General features: G+C 71.7%; 13 protein-coding genes. 7 read left to right on the top strand and 6 right to left on the bottom strand.

Features of this window, described 5'->3' with window-relative positions; translation table 11 throughout:
- Positions 1-33 precede the first annotated feature (33 nt).
- From ABII15_RS12885 to ABII15_RS12875, 3 genes are all read left to right on the top strand, one after another.
- Positions 34-1,245, top strand: a complete 1,212-nt coding sequence (locus ABII15_RS12885; RefSeq protein WP_353942448.1) for an ROK family protein — start codon at positions 34-36, stop codon at positions 1,243-1,245.
- 427 nt (positions 1,246-1,672) lie between these two features.
- Entirely contained in the window at positions 1,673-4,390 is a 2,718-nt protein-coding gene (gene ppdK, locus ABII15_RS12880) for a pyruvate, phosphate dikinase (RefSeq protein WP_353942447.1), read from the top strand.
- 198 nt (positions 4,391-4,588) lie between these two features.
- Positions 4,589-5,509, top strand: coding sequence for an oxidoreductase (locus ABII15_RS12875; protein WP_353942446.1), 921 nt, complete (start codon positions 4,589-4,591; stop codon positions 5,507-5,509).
- 44 nt (positions 5,510-5,553) lie between these two features.
- Here ABII15_RS12875 and ABII15_RS12870 read toward each other — a convergent pair whose 3' ends face one another.
- Both ABII15_RS12870 and ABII15_RS12865 read right to left on the bottom strand, forming a co-directional pair.
- Positions 5,554-6,651, bottom strand: a complete 1,098-nt coding sequence (locus ABII15_RS12870) for a hypothetical protein (protein WP_353942445.1) — start codon at positions 6,649-6,651, stop codon at positions 5,554-5,556.
- 4 nt (positions 6,652-6,655) lie between these two features.
- On the bottom strand, positions 6,656-6,886 hold the full coding sequence (locus ABII15_RS12865) for a hypothetical protein (protein WP_353942444.1): 231 nt from the start codon (positions 6,884-6,886) through the stop codon (positions 6,656-6,658).
- A 501-nt stretch (positions 6,887-7,387) separates the two neighbouring features.
- Here ABII15_RS12865 and ABII15_RS12860 point away from each other — a divergent pair.
- From ABII15_RS12860 to ABII15_RS12850, 3 genes are read left to right on the top strand one after another with little or no spacing between them, the layout of a single operon-like run.
- Entirely contained in the window at positions 7,388-8,647 is a 1,260-nt protein-coding gene (locus tag ABII15_RS12860) for a sugar ABC transporter substrate-binding protein (RefSeq protein ID WP_353942443.1), read from the top strand.
- Positions 8,644-9,567, top strand: coding sequence for a sugar ABC transporter permease (locus ABII15_RS12855; RefSeq protein WP_353942442.1), 924 nt, complete (start codon positions 8,644-8,646; stop codon positions 9,565-9,567). The genes ABII15_RS12860 and ABII15_RS12855 overlap by 4 nt, the downstream gene beginning before the upstream one ends.
- Positions 9,567-10,421: a carbohydrate ABC transporter permease gene (locus tag ABII15_RS12850; RefSeq protein ID WP_353942441.1), complete on the top strand. Its 855-nt coding sequence runs from the start codon at positions 9,567-9,569 to the stop codon at positions 10,419-10,421. Before ABII15_RS12855 ends, ABII15_RS12850 begins: the two co-directional genes overlap by 1 nt.
- Before the next feature lie 51 nt (positions 10,422-10,472).
- Here ABII15_RS12850 and ABII15_RS12845 read toward each other — a convergent pair whose 3' ends face one another.
- From ABII15_RS12845 to nirB, 4 genes are all read right to left on the bottom strand, one after another.
- Positions 10,473-11,240 carry a glucose 1-dehydrogenase gene (locus ABII15_RS12845; protein WP_353942440.1) on the bottom strand — a complete coding sequence of 256 codons (768 nt, stop codon included), beginning with the start codon at positions 11,238-11,240 and terminating at the stop codon, positions 10,473-10,475.
- A gap of 65 nt (positions 11,241-11,305) precedes the next feature.
- Entirely contained in the window at positions 11,306-11,890 is a 585-nt protein-coding gene (locus ABII15_RS12840) for a TetR family transcriptional regulator (RefSeq protein WP_353942439.1), read from the bottom strand.
- Positions 11,891-11,936: 46 nt separating this feature from the next.
- On the bottom strand, positions 11,937-12,365 hold the full coding sequence (nirD, locus tag ABII15_RS12835) for a nitrite reductase small subunit NirD (RefSeq protein WP_353942438.1): 429 nt from the start codon (positions 12,363-12,365) through the stop codon (positions 11,937-11,939).
- Complete coding sequence (nirB, locus tag ABII15_RS12830) at positions 12,362-14,947, bottom strand: nitrite reductase large subunit NirB (RefSeq protein WP_353947042.1); 2,586 nt, start codon at positions 14,945-14,947, stop codon at positions 12,362-12,364. Before nirB ends, nirD begins: the two co-directional genes overlap by 4 nt.
- 273 nt (positions 14,948-15,220) lie before the next feature.
- Here nirB and ABII15_RS12825 point away from each other — a divergent pair, with 273 nt between their 5' ends.
- Positions 15,221-16,675 carry a ferredoxin reductase family protein gene (locus tag ABII15_RS12825; protein WP_353947041.1) on the top strand — a complete coding sequence of 485 codons (1,455 nt, stop codon included), beginning with the start codon at positions 15,221-15,223 and terminating at the stop codon, positions 16,673-16,675.
- Positions 16,676-16,926: the final 251 nt, after the last annotated feature.

Genomic DNA, 16,926 nt, shown 5'->3' with positions numbered 1-16,926 from the left:
CGCGCAGTTGATGAACGCAAGGGGGTGGACCCGATGGCGGGGAACCAGGCGAACGCCGGGGATCTTCTGCAGCTCGTGCGCAGTGGCCGGGCGACGACGCGCGGCGCGCTCCAGGAGGCCACCGGCCTGTCCCGGGCCACCGTCGGCCAGCGCCTCGACCGGCTCTTCCGGGCCGGCTGGCTGCGCGAGGGCGCCGCGGAGGCCGTCAACTCCCGCCAGGGCGGCCGCCCTTCGATCCACCTGGAGTTCGACGACACGCACGCCGTGGCGCTCGCCGCCGCCCTCGACACCCGGCACGCCCGCGCCGCCGTCCTGTCCCTGTCCGGCGAGGTCCTCGCCGAGCGCACCGGCGGCCTCACCGTGGACGAGGGCCCGGAGACCGTCCTGTCGCAGCTCGGCGTCTGGTTCGGCGACCTGCTCAAGGAGTCCGGCCGGGACCCGGGCGCCGTATGCGGCACGGGGCTCGCCGTGCCGGGCCCGGTGGACATCGGCAGCGGCCGCGTCATACAGCCGCCGATCATGCCGGGCTGGGACGGGTACGACATCGCGGGTCGCCTCGCCCGCGCCGCCGCCGAGCACGCGGCCACCCCGCCCGACCTGCCGGTCCTCGTCGACAACGACGCCAACCTCATGGCGTACGGGGAGCAGCGCGCCGCGCACCCCGACTGCCGCGCCTTCGTGCTGGTCAAGGTCTCCACGGGGATCGGGGCCGGGGTCGTCGTGGACGGCGCCATCTACCGCGGCATCGACGGCGGGGCGGGCGACATCGGCCACATCCGCGTACCGCAGGCGCCCGGGGCGGCGGCCGCGCTGTGCAAGTGCGGCTCGTACGGCTGTCTCGCCGCGGTCGCCAGCGGCCGGGCCCTGGCGCGCCGGCTGACCGAGGCCGGGGTGCCCGCCGCCTCCGGCTGGGACGTGCGGGAACTGCTCGCCGCCGGGCATCCGGAGGCGGTGCGGCTGGCGCGGGAGGCGGGACGGGACGTCGGGGAGGTCCTCGCCACCGTCGTCACGCTGCTCAACCCGGGCGTTCTCATGATCGCCGGAGATCTGGCCGGAACTCCCTTCCTGACAGGCGTGCGCGAACTCCTCTACCAGCGGGCGCTGCCCCGCTCCACCGCGCACCTGGACGTCGTCACGGCGCGGCTCGGCGAGCGCTCCGCGCTCATCGGAGCGGGAGCGCTGGTGGTGGAGGAGCTGTACGCGCCCGAGCGGGCGGAGCGGCGGCTCGCCGCGCTGGGCGTGTGACAGGCCCGTTTCGTCCGGCTCACCGCCCGTTCGGCTGTCCGCATGCTGACATCGGAGCGTCCGCGAGGCGCTTCAAACGGCGTGATTCTCGCCACCTCTGATAACCCTTGCGCTCAGATGAGCGCGAAATCCTCGTCTGTGCTTCTTCAAGACCTGGCACTGAGTGCCACCGCTCGATCATTCATTTCTTGAACACACATGAGTGCTGAGCATGCTCATGTGAGCGATTATCGGGCTCTACGGGGGTTGAGTTTTCAGAACTTGAAAGCGCGCGATGTAGATGGCCTACTCGCCGGTCACTTTCGATCTCCTGGCGGACGGGTGGTTACGGCCGCATGACAGCTGAGTGGACGTACCCACAGCCCTTGGATCTGGGTATGTTCCTCGCCGTCAGGGCAGCCACCCGAGCCTCGAGGAGTCGAGACCCGTGTCGGAAAACAAGGATCCTCAGGTAGCGAAGTTCGTTTACGACTTCACCGAGGGCAACAAAGATCTCAAGGACCTCCTCGGCGGCAAGGGTGCCAACCTCGCCGAGATGACCAACCTGGGTCTTCCGGTCCCTCCGGGCTTCACCATCACCACCGATGCCTGCAAGGTCTACCTCGACAGCGGCGAGGAGCCGGTGGCACTGCGTGACGAGGTCACCCAGCACCTCGACGCGCTCGAAGCACGGATGGGCAAGAAGCTCGGCCAGGCCGACAACCCCCTTCTGGTGTCGGTCCGTTCGGGCGCCAAGTTCTCCATGCCCGGCATGATGGACACCGTCCTCAACATCGGTCTCTCCGACAAGTCGGTGCAGGGCCTCGCCAAGCAGGCCGGCGACGACCGCTTCGCCTGGGACTCGTACCGCCGCCTCATCCAGATGTTCGGCAAGACGGTGCTCGACGTCGACGGTGAGCTCTTCGAGGACGAGCTGGAGAAGGCCAAGCACGCCAAGAAGGTCACGGTCGACACCGACCTGGACGCGGCCGACCTGAAGAAGCTCGTCACGCGCTTCAAGAAGATCGTCAAGACCGAGGCCGGGCGGGACTTCCCGCAGGACCCGCGCGAGCAGATGGACCTGGCCATAAAGGCCGTCTTCGAGTCGTGGAACACCGACCGCGCCAAGCTCTACCGCCGCCAGGAGCGCATCCCCGGCGACCTCGGCACCGCCGTCAACGTCTGTTCGATGGTCTTCGGCAACCTCGGCCCCGACTCCGGTACGGGCGTCGCCTTCACCCGCGACCCGGCCTCCGGCCACCAGGGCGTGTACGGCGACTACCTCCAGAACGCGCAGGGCGAGGACGTCGTCGCGGGCATCCGCAACACGGTCGCCCTCGCCGAGCTGGAGAACATCGACAAGAAGTCGTACGACCAGCTCATGCAGATCATGGAGACCCTTGAGAACCACTACAAGGACCTCTGCGACATCGAGTTCACCATCGAGCGCGGCCAGCTGTGGATGCTCCAGACCCGCGTCGGCAAGCGCACCGCCGGTGCCGCCTTCCGGATCGCCACGCAACTCGTCGACCAGGGCCTGATCGACGAGGCCGAGGCCCTCCAGCGCGTCACGGGCGCCCAGCTCGCGCAGCTGATGTTCCCGAAGTTCGACGAGGACGCGAAGGTCCAGCAGCTCGGGCGTGGCATCGCGGCCTCGCCGGGCGCCGCCGTCGGCAAGGCCGTCTTCGACTCGTACACCGCCATCAAGTGGTCGCGCTCGGGCGAGAAGGTCATCCTGATCCGCCGCGAGACCAACCCCGACGACCTCGACGGCATGATCGCCGCCGAGGGCATCCTCACCTCGCGCGGCGGCAAGACCTCGCACGCGGCCGTCGTCGCGCGCGGCATGGGCAAGACCTGTGTCTGCGGCGCCGAGGACCTGGAGGTCGACACCAAGCGCCGCCGGATGACCGTCGGCGACGTGGTCGTCGAGGAGGGCGACGTCGTCTCCATCGACGGCTCCAGCGGCAAGGTGTACCTCGGCGAGGTGCCCGTCGTCCCGTCGCCGGTCGTCGAGTACTTCGAGGGCCGGATGCACGCGGGCGCCGACGACGCCGACGAGCTGGTCGGCGCGGTGCACCGCGTCATGGCCTACGCGGACCGGGTCCGCCGGCTGCGGGTCCGCGCCAACGCCGACAACGCCGAGGACGCGCTGCGCGCCCGCCGGTTCGGCGCCCAGGGCATCGGCCTGTGCCGCACCGAGCACATGTTCCTCGGCGAGCGCCGCGAGATGGTCGAGAAGCTGATCCTCGCCGACACCGACGCCGAGCGCGAGGAGTCGCTGAAGCAGCTCCTGCCGCTGCAGAAGCGTGACTTCGTCGAGCTGTTCGAGGCGATGGACGGACTGCCCGTCACGATCCGCCTCCTCGACCCGCCGCTGCACGAGTTCCTGCCCGACATCACCGAGCTGTCGGTGCGCGTCGCCCTCGCCGAGTCCCGCCAGGACGCCAACGAGAACGACCTGCGCCTGCTCCAGGCCGTGCACCGGCTGCACGAGTCGAACCCGATGCTGGGCCTGCGCGGCGTCCGGCTCGGCCTGGTCATCCCCGGTCTGTTCGCCATGCAGGTACGGGCCATCGCCGAGGCCGCCGCCGAGCGCAAGAACGCCAAGGGCGACCCGCGCGCCGAGGTCATGATCCCGCTCGTCGGCACCGTGCAGGAGCTGGAGATCGTCCGCGAGGAGGCCGACCGGGTCATCGCGGAGGTCGAGGCCACCAGCGGCGTCAAGCTCAAGCTGGCCATCGGCACCATGATCGAGCTGCCCCGCGCCGCGCTGACCGCCGGCCAGATCGCGGAGGCCGCGGAGTTCTTCTCCTTCGGCACCAACGACCTCACGCAGACCGTCTGGGGCTTCTCCCGCGACGACGTGGAGGCCAGCTTCTTCACCGCGTACCTGGAGAAGGGCATCTTCGGGGTGTCGCCGTTCGAGACGATCGACAAGGACGGCGTGGGCTCCCTGGTCCGCAACGCCGTCGAGGCCGGCCGCGCCACGCGCCCCGACCTCAAGCTCGGCGTCTGCGGCGAGCACGGCGGTGACCCGGAGTCGGTGCACTTCTTCCACGAGGTGGGCCTGGACTACGTCTCCTGCTCGCCGTTCCGGATCCCGGTGGCCCGCCTCGAAGCGGGCCGGGCGGCCTCGACGTCGGCGGGCAGCGACCACCGCTGACGCCCGATGACAGCCGGAGCCGCCGTCGGTCCCCGACCCTCACCGATCGCGGCGGCTCCGGTGCGCAAGGCGAGGGCGGCACCCCTGTGCGGGGGGTGCCGCCCTCGCGCGTGGCCGGGAAGGCGGGGTTGAGCGGAACCCGGCCCACCACTTGACTGTGGGTCGACCACCCGTCCCATCAGTCCAGGGAGCACAGCCATGACCGGCTGGAACGCGCGCGCCATCCCCGACCAGAGCGGCCGCACCGCCGTCGTCACCGGGGCCAACAGCGGCATCGGCCACGTCACCGCGCGGGAGCTGGCCCGCGCGGGCGCCAGGGTCGTGCTCGCCTGCCGGAGCGCGGCGCGGGGCAGCGCGGCCGTGGACCGGATCCGCGACGAGGTACCGGGCGCCGTCGTCGAGTTCAGGGCGCTCGACCTCGCCGACCTGGCCTCCGTGCGCGGCTTCGCCGAGGGCTGGGCGGGCCGCCCGCTCGATCTCCTGGTCAACAACGCCGGGGTCATGGCCCTGCCGCACGGCCGCACCGCCGACGGGTTCGAGACCCAGTTCGGCGTCAACCACCTGGGTCACTTCGCGCTGACCGGCCTCCTCCTTCCGAGCCTCCTCGAGGCGCCCGATCCTCGCGTCGTCTCGGTCTCCAGCGTCCTGCACGCGCTGGCCAACATCGACATCGGCGACCTCAACAGCGAGAGACGGTACCGGCGTTGGGCCGCGTACGGCCGCTCCAAGACCGCCAACCTGCTGTTCGTGCACGAACTGGCCCGCCGCGCCGCCGCCAGCGGCCCCCTGGCCGTCGCCGCGCATCCCGGGTACGCCGCCACGGACCTCCACGCGCGCGGCGCGAAGATGGAGGGCCGCAGGGGCATGGAGCGGTTCTACGCGGCGGGCAACCGGGTGGTCGCCCAGTCCGCCGAGGCCGGAGCGCTGCCCACGCTGTACGCGGCGACCGCGCGCGGCGTGCGCCCCGACGACTTCTACGGCCCGCGCCTGCTGATGTGGCGCGGCGCGCCGACCAGGACGTGGCGGGCACCGTGGACCGTCCACGACGCGGCGGGGGAGCGACTGTGGGCGGCGTCGGAGCAGTTGACCGGGGTCGTCTACGAGGGATTGAAGGCCTGACGGACGCGAGGCTCAGGCCAGGGCCTGCCCGCGGTGCCGTCGGCCTACGACCGCCACCCCGCCCTCGCTGCGGCCCGCCCGACGAGGGCGGATCCGAAGGTCGGGTCCGACATCGGGTCCGCGCCGGAGGTGCCACGGCCGAAGCCGCCTTGTGCGAACTCGCCGCCCAGGCTCAAGGTGGGGCCGTTCCCCGGATGCCCGCCGTCCGTGACGGTCACGCGGTGGTGTCGCAGGCTGCTGATGATCCTCTTCTTCTGCGGATCGCAGCTGATCCTCCACACGTAGACCCTGTCCTGCCCGCCCTCGCCCAGCACCTCCTGCCAGCGCGGATCGGTCAGTTCGGGTACGACGTCCAGGCGTGACTGACTGATCTCGATGCGATAAGGGGCCCTTGTGGCGGCGAGTTCCGCACGCGCGTGCCGGATCAGCTCGTCGCCCGCGAAACCGCCTGCCTGGGCCGGCGCGGCGGCCGGCACGGGAAGACGGTCCGCGATCTCGCACAGGAACTGCAGCACCGCCTCGATCTTGTCGGGCGACTGCTCGCCCTTCTCCCACGCCATCACCTCGGTGCCGATGAACCGCAGCGCGAAATCCTTGCTGCGCGGGTCGGCGAGCAGGAACTCCGCGAGCGGGCCCCGCAGCGCGGTGACAGCGGCGCTCTCCTGCAGTCCGCGAACCGTGAACTGCTCGTCGAATTCGGGGTGTCCGATGCGCAGGTCATCAGGACCGCCGAAGGCGCGTGACACACGTTTCGTGTGACGTACGGAAAAATCACCGACGTCGTAGGGGAGTTGAGTGGCCCAGAAAGCGACGGCGGTCGGCTTCCCGCTGCTGTCGTCGTCCGCTCCAGGGAACGACAAGCGCGTCAGGGTGGCCTCGAAGGAGCAGGAGGGACGGCCGTGGTAGGCGCCGTGGCAGTAGTCGGAAGGGCGTCGTTTCGAGGCCTCGCCGGGCGGGAACGGCTCGTCCCGCATCAGCCTGGCGACCTCCCCGTTCCGCGGACGCTCGACGTACTGCCAGCCGAGCCGCTTCGTGAACTCCTGGTACTTGCCGAGCTGCTGGTGCCGCTTCCGGCGCCGCCGGAGCGCGGAGAGGGAGATGACCAGCACGACGACTGCTGCCGTGACGATGAACTCCGGCATCGCGTCAGTCCTCCCCTTGGCCGGTGCCGCTCGGTCCGGCCGGCCGGACGGTTCGCGGAAAGCCGTCCTCACGGACCGATCCGGTCACGGTGACGTTCGGCATGAATCCCGAGCCGCGCGAAGCGACATGCGGGGCCACGAAGGCGGCTTGCGGCGCGCCGGCCTCCTCGGGCGGCGCCGCCTGCCGGCCCTCGGGGACCTCGCAGGTCAGCGGTACCGGAACCGTTCCCGGCATGGTGGATCAACTCCTCTGTGTGTACGGGTGCGTGGGACGAGGGGCCTCGTCGTGGCGAGCGGCGGGCGCGCCATTCCTGTTCCGGTGCACCAGAACCTCCTGTGCACTAGAACAACGAGTCGAACGTATCGGCCACGTCCGCGCCGATCACCAGCTTGCCGTCCTCCATGCCGACGCCGGCGTCGCCCTCCACGCCAAGGGTGGACACGTACACCCGCCCTGCGACGTCACCGCCGACTGCCTCCCCGCGCCCCTCTGCCGCCGCTCCTCGGCGGCCGTCCGGTCCTCGTTGGCGCCCCAGCCTCAGTGCGACTGCACGTCATTGCCCCTGATGATCTCTCAGGAGACGCTGAGTATTCGCAAGCCTGACCGACTTGCACGCCCGGCGCCGACGGCGACACGCCGCCGTAGTGCCTCTGTCGTAATTGCGCTGCATGGTTGATCGTTGGGGCCGACGGGCTCACAGCGCAGCCATCCGCAACGGACAGGGGGACACCCGCGATGACCATCAGCCGCAGGGGACTGCTCGCCACCGGAGCCGCGAGCTCCGCGCTGGGTCTGCTCAGTGCGTGCGGATCCAACACCGGGCGCGACGGCGGCGGTTCGAAGGGCGGGCCGAAGCTGTCGCAGTGGTACCACCAGTACGGCGAGCAGGGCACCGAGCAGGCGGTGAAGAAGTACGCGGCGGCGTACGGGAAGGCGAGCGTCAGCGTCCAGTGGCGCCCCGGCAACTACGACCAGCAGACCGCCGCCGCCCTGCTCACCGACTCGGGGCCCGACGTCTTCGAGGTCAACGGACCGAGCCTGGACATGATCCAGGGCAAGCAGGTCGCCGACGTCACCGACCTGCTCAAGGGTGTCGAGGACGACTTCAACCAGGCCGTCCTCGCCCCGAAGCGGTACGACGGCAAGATCTGGGGCATCCCGCAGGTCATCGACATGCAGATGCTCTTCTACCGCAAGAGCCTGCTCGACGACGCGGGCGTGAAGCCGCCCGCCACCCTCGATGAACTCGTCGATGCGGCAGGGAAGTTGACGAACAGCAAGGTCAAGGGGCTCTTCCTCGGCAACGACGCGGGCGCCGGCGTCCTCGGCGGCACCCCGCTCTACGCCGCCGGGCTCGAACTCGTCACCGAGGACGGCGCGGTCGGCTTCGACGACCCGGCCGCCGCCCGCGCCCTCGGCAAGATCCGCCGCCTCTACACCGACAAGTCCCTGCTGCTCGGCGCGCCCGCGGACTGGTCCGACCCGTCGGCGTTCACCCAGGGGCTCACCGCCATGCAGTGGTCGGGCCTGTGGGCGCTGCCCGCCGTCCAGAAGGCGCTCGGCGACGACTTCGGAGTGCTGCCGTTCCCCAAGGACGGGGCGCGGGGCAAGCCGTCCGTGCCGGTCGGCGCGTACGCCGCCGCCGTCTCCACCCGCAGCAAGCACCAGCAGGCGGGCAAGGACTATCTGAAGTGGCTGTGGGTCGACCGCACCGACTACCAGGAGGACTTCGCGCTGAAGTACGGCTTCCACATCCCGGCGCGGATCTCGCTCGCCAAGAAGGCGGCGGCGCTGCGCGAGGGCGCGGCGGCCGACGCGGTCCGCTACACCACCGACCACGGCTTCGCCCAGCCGCTGCTGTGGACACCGGCCGCGCAGACCGCCTACCAGGACGCCCTCAACCGCATCATCAAGAGCGGCGCGAACCCGGACACCGAGCTGAGGAAGGTCGTACGGAAGGTGTCGGCGGAGCTCGACCGCGTGAAGAAGAAGTGACCCGCACGGCAGGCCGACTCCGCGAGCGCAACCGGGCGTTGTGGTTCTGGGTGTTCGTCGGCCCGTCCGTCCTCGGGCTGCTCGTCTTCACGTACGTCCCGCTCGGCTGGAGCGTCTGGCTCAGCTTCTTCGACGCGCACAACACCGTCACGCCCGACACCTTCGTCGGGCTCGACAACTACACGGCGCTGCTCAAGGACGACGCCTTCACGAGCAGCCTGTGGACGTTCTGCGTCTTCACCCTCTTCATCGTGCCGGCCACGTACGCCGCCTCGCTCGCCCTCGCCCTCATGGTGAACCGGCTGCGGCGCGCACAGGCGTTCTTCCGGTCGGTGTTCTTCCTGCCCGCCGCGTGCAGTTACGTCGTCGCCGCCCTGATCTGGAAGATGTCGATCTTCAACGGGGTGCGCTTCGGGCTCGCCAACACCCTGCTCGGTTACGTGGGCGTGGACCAGGTCGCCTGGCTGTCGACCACCGATCCGCCCTGGTACTGGCTCGTCATCGTCACCGTACGGCTGTGGCTCCAGGCGGGCTTCTACATGATCCTGTTCCTCGCCGGACTCCAGCGCATCAGCCCGACGCTGTACGAGGCGGCGGCCGTCGACGGCGCGCGCCCCGGCTGGCAGGTGTTCCGGCACATCACGTTCCCGCAGCTGCGGGCCACCTCCGTGGCGGTCGTCCTGCTCCTCGTCATCAACGCCTTCCAGGCCTTCGACGAGTTCTACAACCTGCTCTCCGACGCCCGCGGTTATCCGCCCTACGCCCGCCCGCCGCTCGTCTACCTCTACTACACGGCCCTCGGCCAGGGGCAGAACCTTGGCCTCGGCAGCGCCGGTGCCGTGCTGCTCGCCCTGATCATCGCGGTCGTCACGGTGGGGCAGGCGCGCTGGTTCGGGCTCGGCAGGAAGGAGGCCGGCTGATGGCCGGTGCCACCCGTGTGCGGGACGACGCCCTCGTCCGGGCGGGGCGCGCCGTGCGGCTCGCCCTGCTCGTGGCGCTCGCGCTGCTCTTCCTGATCCCCTTCTACCTCCTGGTCCGCAACGGCCTGGCGCGCGAGGAGGACATCACCTCGCCCGACTGGACGTTCTTCCCGTCGCACATCCAGTGGGGCAACCTGGGCGAGCTGTTCGACGACAGCTCCGTGCCCTTCCTGCGCTCGCTGCTCAACTCCGCGCTGATCGCGGTCGCCACGACCGTGGGTACGGTGCTGCTCGCGTCCCTCGCCGGGTACGGTCTCGCCCGCATCCCGTACCGGCACGCGAACAAGGTGTTCTACGCGATCCTGGGCACCCTCATGGTCCCGGCGGCCGTCACCTTCGTCCCGACCTTCGTGCTGGTCTCGTCGCTCGGCTGGGTCTCGACGCTGCGCGGCCTCATCGTGCCGACCCTGTTCTCGGCGTTCGCGTGCTTCGTCTTCCGGCAGTACTTCCTGGGATTCCCGCGGGAGTTGGAGGACGCGGCGCATGTCGACGGGCTCGGGTACTGGCGCACATACTGGCGTGTGGTCGTGCCGAACGCGCGGCCCGTCTTCGCCGCCGTCGGCACGATCGTCTTCATCGGCGCCTGGAACTCCTTCCTGTGGCCGCTGGTCATCGGGCAGGACCGGAACGCGTGGACGGTGCAGGTGGCGCTGTCCTCGTTCACCACGTCCCAAGTGGTGCGGCTGCATGAACTGTTCATCGCGGCGGCCGTGTCGATCGTGCCGCTGCTCCTGGTCTTCCTGCTGTTCCAGCGCTGGATCGTGGCAGGGGTGGAACGCTCCGGAATCGACTGACGGCCGGTGGGGAACTGCGCGACCAGCCACGACGAGACGCGCGCCCGGGGTTCAGGCGGCCGCGCCGCCGTCGATCACCAAGTCCGCGCCCACCACCGACGCGGCGTCGTCCGAGGCCAGATAGAGCACGGCGGCAGCCACTTCGGCGGTGGCGGAGACCCGGCCCAGCGGGGATTCGGCCTTCATCCGGATCTCCCGCTCGGCCTCCGTCTCGCCCGGCCGCAACGACATCGAGGTGGCGGAGGCCCCCGGGCTCACCGCGTTGATCCGGACACCGTCGGCGATGTGGTCGAGGGCGGCGCCGCGGGTGAGCGCGGAGACGGCGGCCTTGGCGGCGCCGTACGCGGTGACGCCGGGCTGGGTGCGGTGCGGGCCGATGTTCGAGGCGATGTTGACGATCGCCCCGCCCGATTCCTGGCCGCGCATCCGGGCGACCTGGGCCTGGAGCGCGTACAGGACCCCCGTGACGTTGACGTCGAGCAGCGTCCGCCAGTCGTCGGCCGGCAGATCGGCGACGGGCGCGCCGCCGCGGAAGACGCCCGCGTTGTTCACCGCCACGTCCAGCGAGCCGAACCGTTCGACGGCCGTGCGGACGAGGGCCCGCATGTCCTCGGCGCTGCGGACGTCGGCCGGGTGCGCGAGCGCGGTGCCGCCCGCCGCCTCGACGAGGGCGACGGTCTCCGCCAGGGGGCCGGGCGTACGGCCCGCCACGACCACGTTCGCGCCCTCCGTGGCGAGGGCCAGCGCGACGGCCCGGCCGAGACCGGAACCGGCGCCGGTGACGAGAGCGGTCTTGCCGGAGAAGCGGTTGCGGGACATGACGAACCTCTTTCTTGAATGAACGGTTCAGTATTAAGGCAGCAGGAAAGGAGCCTGTGAAAGGCTCAGTCCAGCAGGGTGAGGGCCTGTTCGGCCGCGTCGCGGACCCGGGCCGGGTCCTGCGAGACCTTGCCGGTGACCCGGATGCCCTGGAGCAGGACGAGCAGCATCCGGGCGAGCGCGCGCGGGTCGCGGTCCGCGGGCAGCTCGCCCCTGGCGCGTGCGCGGACGAGCGCCGAGTGCAGCAGCGTCTCGATCTCCTCCCAGGACCGCTCCACGCGGCGCGCGGCCTGGCTGTCGTGCGGGCCCAGTTCGGCCGCCGTGTTGGTCACCAGGCAGCCCAGCAGGCGCTGTTCGCCCGCGGTGGCCTCGGCCGCGAACCGGCGTACCAGGCCGCGCACGGCCGCCAGCGGCGGGCCGTCCCCCGACAGCTCGGCGACGGTGGCCGCGCCGGTGGACTCGGCGTACCGGTCCATCGCCCTCAGGTACAGCTCGTGCTTGCTGCCGAACGTCGCGTAGAGGCTCGCCCGTCCGATGCCGAGCCGGTCGACGAGGTCCGCCATCGACGTCGCCTCGTAACCGCGCGCGTGGAACAGCTCCACGGCCGCCTGCAACGCGACGTCGGGGTCGAATTCCTTGGTCCTGGCCACGGAGCGACCCTAGAGGTTTCTGGAACGTACGGTCAACTGCCCCAGGTCAGCCGGAGGGTCGCACCGCGGACGCCCGCACCGCATACGCCCGCACCGCGACCCCGTCGTCGTCCAGGCAGCGCCCCGACTCCAGGTCGAAGCGCTGCTTCAGCAGGGGCGAGGCCACGAACGGGCGGCCCCGCGCCGAGCCGAGCAGCCCGCGCGAGAGGACGGCCGCGCCGGTGAACGGATCGGTGTTGTCGACGGCGTGCACCCGCCCGGAGCGGGACAGGAACACCGCCGCCTGCCGGCCGTCCGGCAGCAGCACCGCGACCCCGCGCCCCGGCGTGAGGCGGGACAGTTCACACACCGTCAGCCAGTCGGCGGTGTCGGTCTCGGTGTCGGTGTTCAGGCCCGGTTCCAGTTCCAGGCCCAGTTCCAATTCCAGTTCCACCATGACGGTCGTCTTCTCGGGGGCGATCGGAGCCGTGGTCATCGGACAGCCAGTCCTTCCAGGGGGATCAGCGGCAGTTCGGGCTTGATCTGGTCGCGCTCGGGCACGAAGCGGATCGTCGGGTCGGGGGTGCCGGGGGCGTTCACGAACGACACGAAGCGGGCCAGCCGCTCGGGGTCGTCGAGGGTGTCCGCCCACTCGTCGCGGTAGTGCGCGACATGGGCCCGCATCAGGGTCTCCAGCTCGTCGCAGATGCCGAGCGAGTCGTGCACGACGACGTCCCGCACATGGTCCAGGCCGCCCTCGACGCGCTCCAGCCAGACCGAGGTCCGCTCCAGCCGGTCGGCGGTGCGGATGTAGAACATCAGGAAGCGGTCGATCAGCCGGATCAGCTCGGCGTCGCTCAAGTCCTGGGCCAGCAGGTCGGCGTGACGAGGTGTCATGCCACCGTTGCCGCCCACGTACAGGTTCCAGCCGTTGGCCGTGGCGATGACGCCGAAGTCCTTCGACTGGGCCTCGGCGCACTCGCGGGCGCACCCGGAGACGGCCGACTTCAGCTTGTGCGGGGCGCGCAGGCCCCGGTAGCGCAGCTCCAGGTCGATCGCCATCCGCACGCTGTCCTGCACCCCGTACCGGCACCAGCTCTGCCCCACGCACGACTTCACCGTGCGCAGCGACTTGCCGTACGCGTGCCCCGACTCGAACCCGGCGTCCACCAACCGCGCCCAGATCATCGGCAGTTGGTCCACCCGCGCGCCGAACAGGTCGATCCGCTGCCCGCCCGTGATCTTCGTGTAGAGGCCGAAGTCGCGGGCGACCTCGCCGATCACGATCAGCTTCTCCGGGGTGATCTCGCCGCCGGGGATCCGCGGCACGACCGAGTACGAGCCGTTCTTCTGCAGGTTCGCGAGGAAGTGGTCGTTGGTGTCCTGGAGGGCCGCCTGCTCGCCGTCCAGGACATGGCCGTCCGCGCCGATCGAGGGCGCGAGCGAGGCGATGACCGAACCGACCGCCGGCTTGCAGATCTCGCAGCCGTCGCCCCCGCGCGCCGCCTCCCGCCCGTACTCGTCGAGCAGCTGGGCGAAGCCGGTGACGCGCCGGACGCGCACGATCTCGTACAGCTCCTGCCGGGTGTGCCGGAAGCAGCCGCACAGCCCGCCGTCACCGCTCTTCGGCAGCAGCTGCCCGATCAGCTTGACGCAACTGCCGCACCCCGTACCGGCCTTGGTGCACTTCTTCACCTCGGGCAGGGTGGAGTGGGCGCGGATGGCGCCCTTCGTCACGTTGTGGCAGGAGCAGACGACGGCGTCGTCGGGCAGCGCCTCGGGGCCGAGCCGCGCGGCCTCGCCCGCCCCTGCCGGGAGCACCAGCGACTCGGGCGCGACCGGCGGCACCGTGCCGGTGAACGCGCGCAGCGTGCCGTACGCCTCCGCGTCGCCCACCAGGATGCCGCCGAGCAGCTCGCCCCCGCCGCCGATGACGAGCTTCTTGTACGTGCCCGAGCGGGCGTCCGCGTAGACGACGTCGAGGCAGCCGTCGGCCGTGCCGTGCGCGTCGCCGAAGGAGGCCACGTCCACGCCGAGCAGCTTCAGCTTGGTGGACAGGTCGGCGCCGGTGAAGGCGGCCGGGGAGGTGCCGGAGGCGATGTCGTCGGTGGCGCCGGCGCTGGCGGCGGCGATGGTGTCGGCGGCGGTGAGCGCCATCTCGTAGCCGGGGGCCACGAGCCCGTACACCCGGCCGTCGCTCGCGAGCGCGCACTCGCCGATCGCGTAGACGTCCGGGTCGCTGGTGCGGCACTGCTCGTCGACCGCGATGCCGCCGCGCTCGCCCACCGACAGGCCCGATTCCCGCGCGAGCCGGTCGCGCGGCCGGACCCCGGCGGAGAAGACCACGAGGTCGGTGGCGAGCTCCCGGCCGTCCGACAGCCGCATGCCGGTGACCCGGCCGTCGGCGTCCGTGACGACCTCCTGCGTGCCGACGCCCGTGTGGACGTCGAGCCCCATGTCCCCGATGGTCCTCAGGAGCGCCGCGCCGCCGCCCTCGTCGACCTGTACGGGCATCAGCCGGGGCGCGAACTCCACGATGTGCGTCGCCAGGCCGAGCCCCTTCAGGGCGCCCGCCGCCTCCAGGCCGAGCAGCCCGCCGCCGACCACGGCACCGACCGCGGCGCTGTTCTTCGCGTACTCCTCGATCGCGTACAGGTCCTCGATGGTCCGGTACACGAAACAGCCGGTGGCGTCCTTGCCGGGCACCGGCGGCACGAAGGGGTAGGAGCCGGTGGCGAGCACCAGCGTGTCGTAGGCGACCGTCAGCCCGGAGCGGGCGCGCACCGTCCGCGCCTCCCGGTCGACGGCCTCGGCCGGGTCCCCGACGTGCAGCTCGATGCCGTGCCGCTGGATGAACCCCGGGTCCGTCAGGGACAGCTCCTCGGGCGTGGTGCCCGAGAAGTAGGAGGTCAGATGGACGCGGTCGTAGGCGGGCCGCGGCTCCTCGCACAGCACGACCACCCGGTGCGACGCGGTGAGCCCGCGCTCGGCGGCCGCTTCGAGGAAGCGCTGGCCGACCATGCCGTGGCCGACGAGGACGAGGGTGGGCAGTGCCGTGTCGGCCGGGTCCTGCGCCATGTCGGAGCCTCCGTCGTACGCGTGCGGTGCGGTCATGTACCGCAGCGTGCGGCGTGGAGGTTTCCCGGTGGCGTCCCGTCAGTTTCGGCGGGGGAACGGTGGGCTCAGCGGGGTGGGGCGGGCGGTGTGAGGATCTCCGCGACCAGCCGCTCACGCCCCCGCACCCGACGACGACCCCCTCGCTTAACCGGTGTTCAGGCCTTCCTGAAGGGGACCTTAAGGATCTCCCCGGTGACCCTGACCAGCCGATTTTCCGGCCCGCCGGAGCCTAGTGTGCCGGGCGTGAGCACCGAGGCCGTCGAACCCGAACTCCCCCGCTACCCGGCCCTGTCGGCCTATCGCAGGCAGACCGAGGAACCCCCGCCCGCCCGGCCCGTACCCCCGCGCCCGCGCCGGGCCCCGCGCATCCGGCCCGCCGCCCCCGTGCGGGTCACCCCGGCCGCGCTGCGGTCCGGCATCGCCACGGGCGCCGCCGCCGTGAGCCTGCTGTGGGCCGCGCAGGCCGCCTTCTCGACACGGCTCGACGTGCTGTTCGCGAGCGGCGCCCATCTGACGGGACTGCTCGCCGGGTACGGGATCCTGGTCATGCTCCTCCTCATGGCGCGGGTCCCCGCCGTCGAGCACGGCGTCGGCGCCGACCGGCTCGCCCGCCACCACGCCCGCGGCGGCCGGCACGTCCTCACGCTCTGCGCCGCGCACGTCGTCCTCGCCCTGCTCGGCTACGCGGCCCACACCGGCACCGACCTCGTCACCACCGCCGCCGAACTGCTCGGCTACCCGGGGCTCGCCGCGGCGGCGGCCGGCGCCCTGCTGTTCGGCACGGTCGGCGTGAGCAGCGCCCGCGCCGTGCGCCGCCGCGTCGGCCACGCCACCTGGCGGGGCCTGCACCTGCTCACGTACCTCGGCGCCGCCCTGGCCTTCGCGCACCAACTCGCGGGACCCGACATCGCGTCGAACCCGCTGAGCCTCGGCCTGTGGTCGCTGCTGCACGCCACGGTCGGCGTCCTCCTCGTCTGGTACCGGCTCGTCGTCCCGGTGCGGCAGGCGCTACGGCACGCCCTGCGCGTCGTCGACGTGCGGGTCGAGGGCCCCGGCGTCGTCTCCGTCCTGATGCGCGGGCGCGACCTGGGCCTGCTGCGCGCCGAGCCGGGCCAGTTCTTCCGCTGGCGGTTCCTCACCCGGCGGCTGTGGGGCACGGCCCTGCCGTTCTCGCTGTCCGCGCCGGTCGACGGCGACCATGTCCGGATCACCGTGCGGGCCGTCGGCCGGCACACCCGGCGCGTGCGCAGGCTGCGTCCCGGGGTACGGGTCGTCGCCACCGGCCCGTTCGGCGCGCTCACCGCCCACCGGCGCACCCGCCGCAAGGTGCTGCTGCTCGCCGGGGGAGTGGGCATCACGCCGCTGCGCGCCCTGTTCGAGACGCTGCCCGGCGCACCCGGCGACCTCACGCTCCTGTACCGCGCGAGCAACGCCGAACGGCTCATCCTGCGCGAGGAACTGGAGGCCATCGCCCGTACCCGTCACGCCGCCCTGCACTACCTCCTCGGCCCCTCCGGCGCGGCCTTCGACCCCCTCGCGCCGCAGGCCCTGCGCGACCTCGTGCCCGGACTCGCCGACCACGACGTCTACGTGTGCGGCCCGCCCGGCATGACCGCGGCCGCGACGACGGCACTGGCCCGGGCCGGCGTCCCGGCGGACCGCGTCCACGCCGAGTCCTTCACGTACTGACCGGTCTCCCACTTCCTCCGCACTGACCCGCACGCACCGATCGACTCGCACGCACCGACTCTCGGAGAAACCGCCCATGGGCCGTCACGCCAGTCCCGTCCGCACCTTCCACGCGCCCACGGTCCAGGCCCGCCGCAGGCTCACGGCGGGGCTCGCCTCGGCGAGTGCCCTGGTCGCGGCCTGCCTCGCGCTGACCGTGGACCCGGCCGCGCCGGCCGCTCCCGACCGGGCCGGCGCCCGCCCCGGAACGG

This window comes from Streptomyces sp. HUAS MG91 (genome assembly GCF_040529335.1).
GTDB classification, from domain to species: domain Bacteria; phylum Actinomycetota; class Actinomycetes; order Streptomycetales; family Streptomycetaceae; genus Streptomyces; species Streptomyces tabacisoli.
Note: the sequence above shows the minus strand (reverse complement) of the source record. Positions and strands in the feature narration are given on the sequence as shown.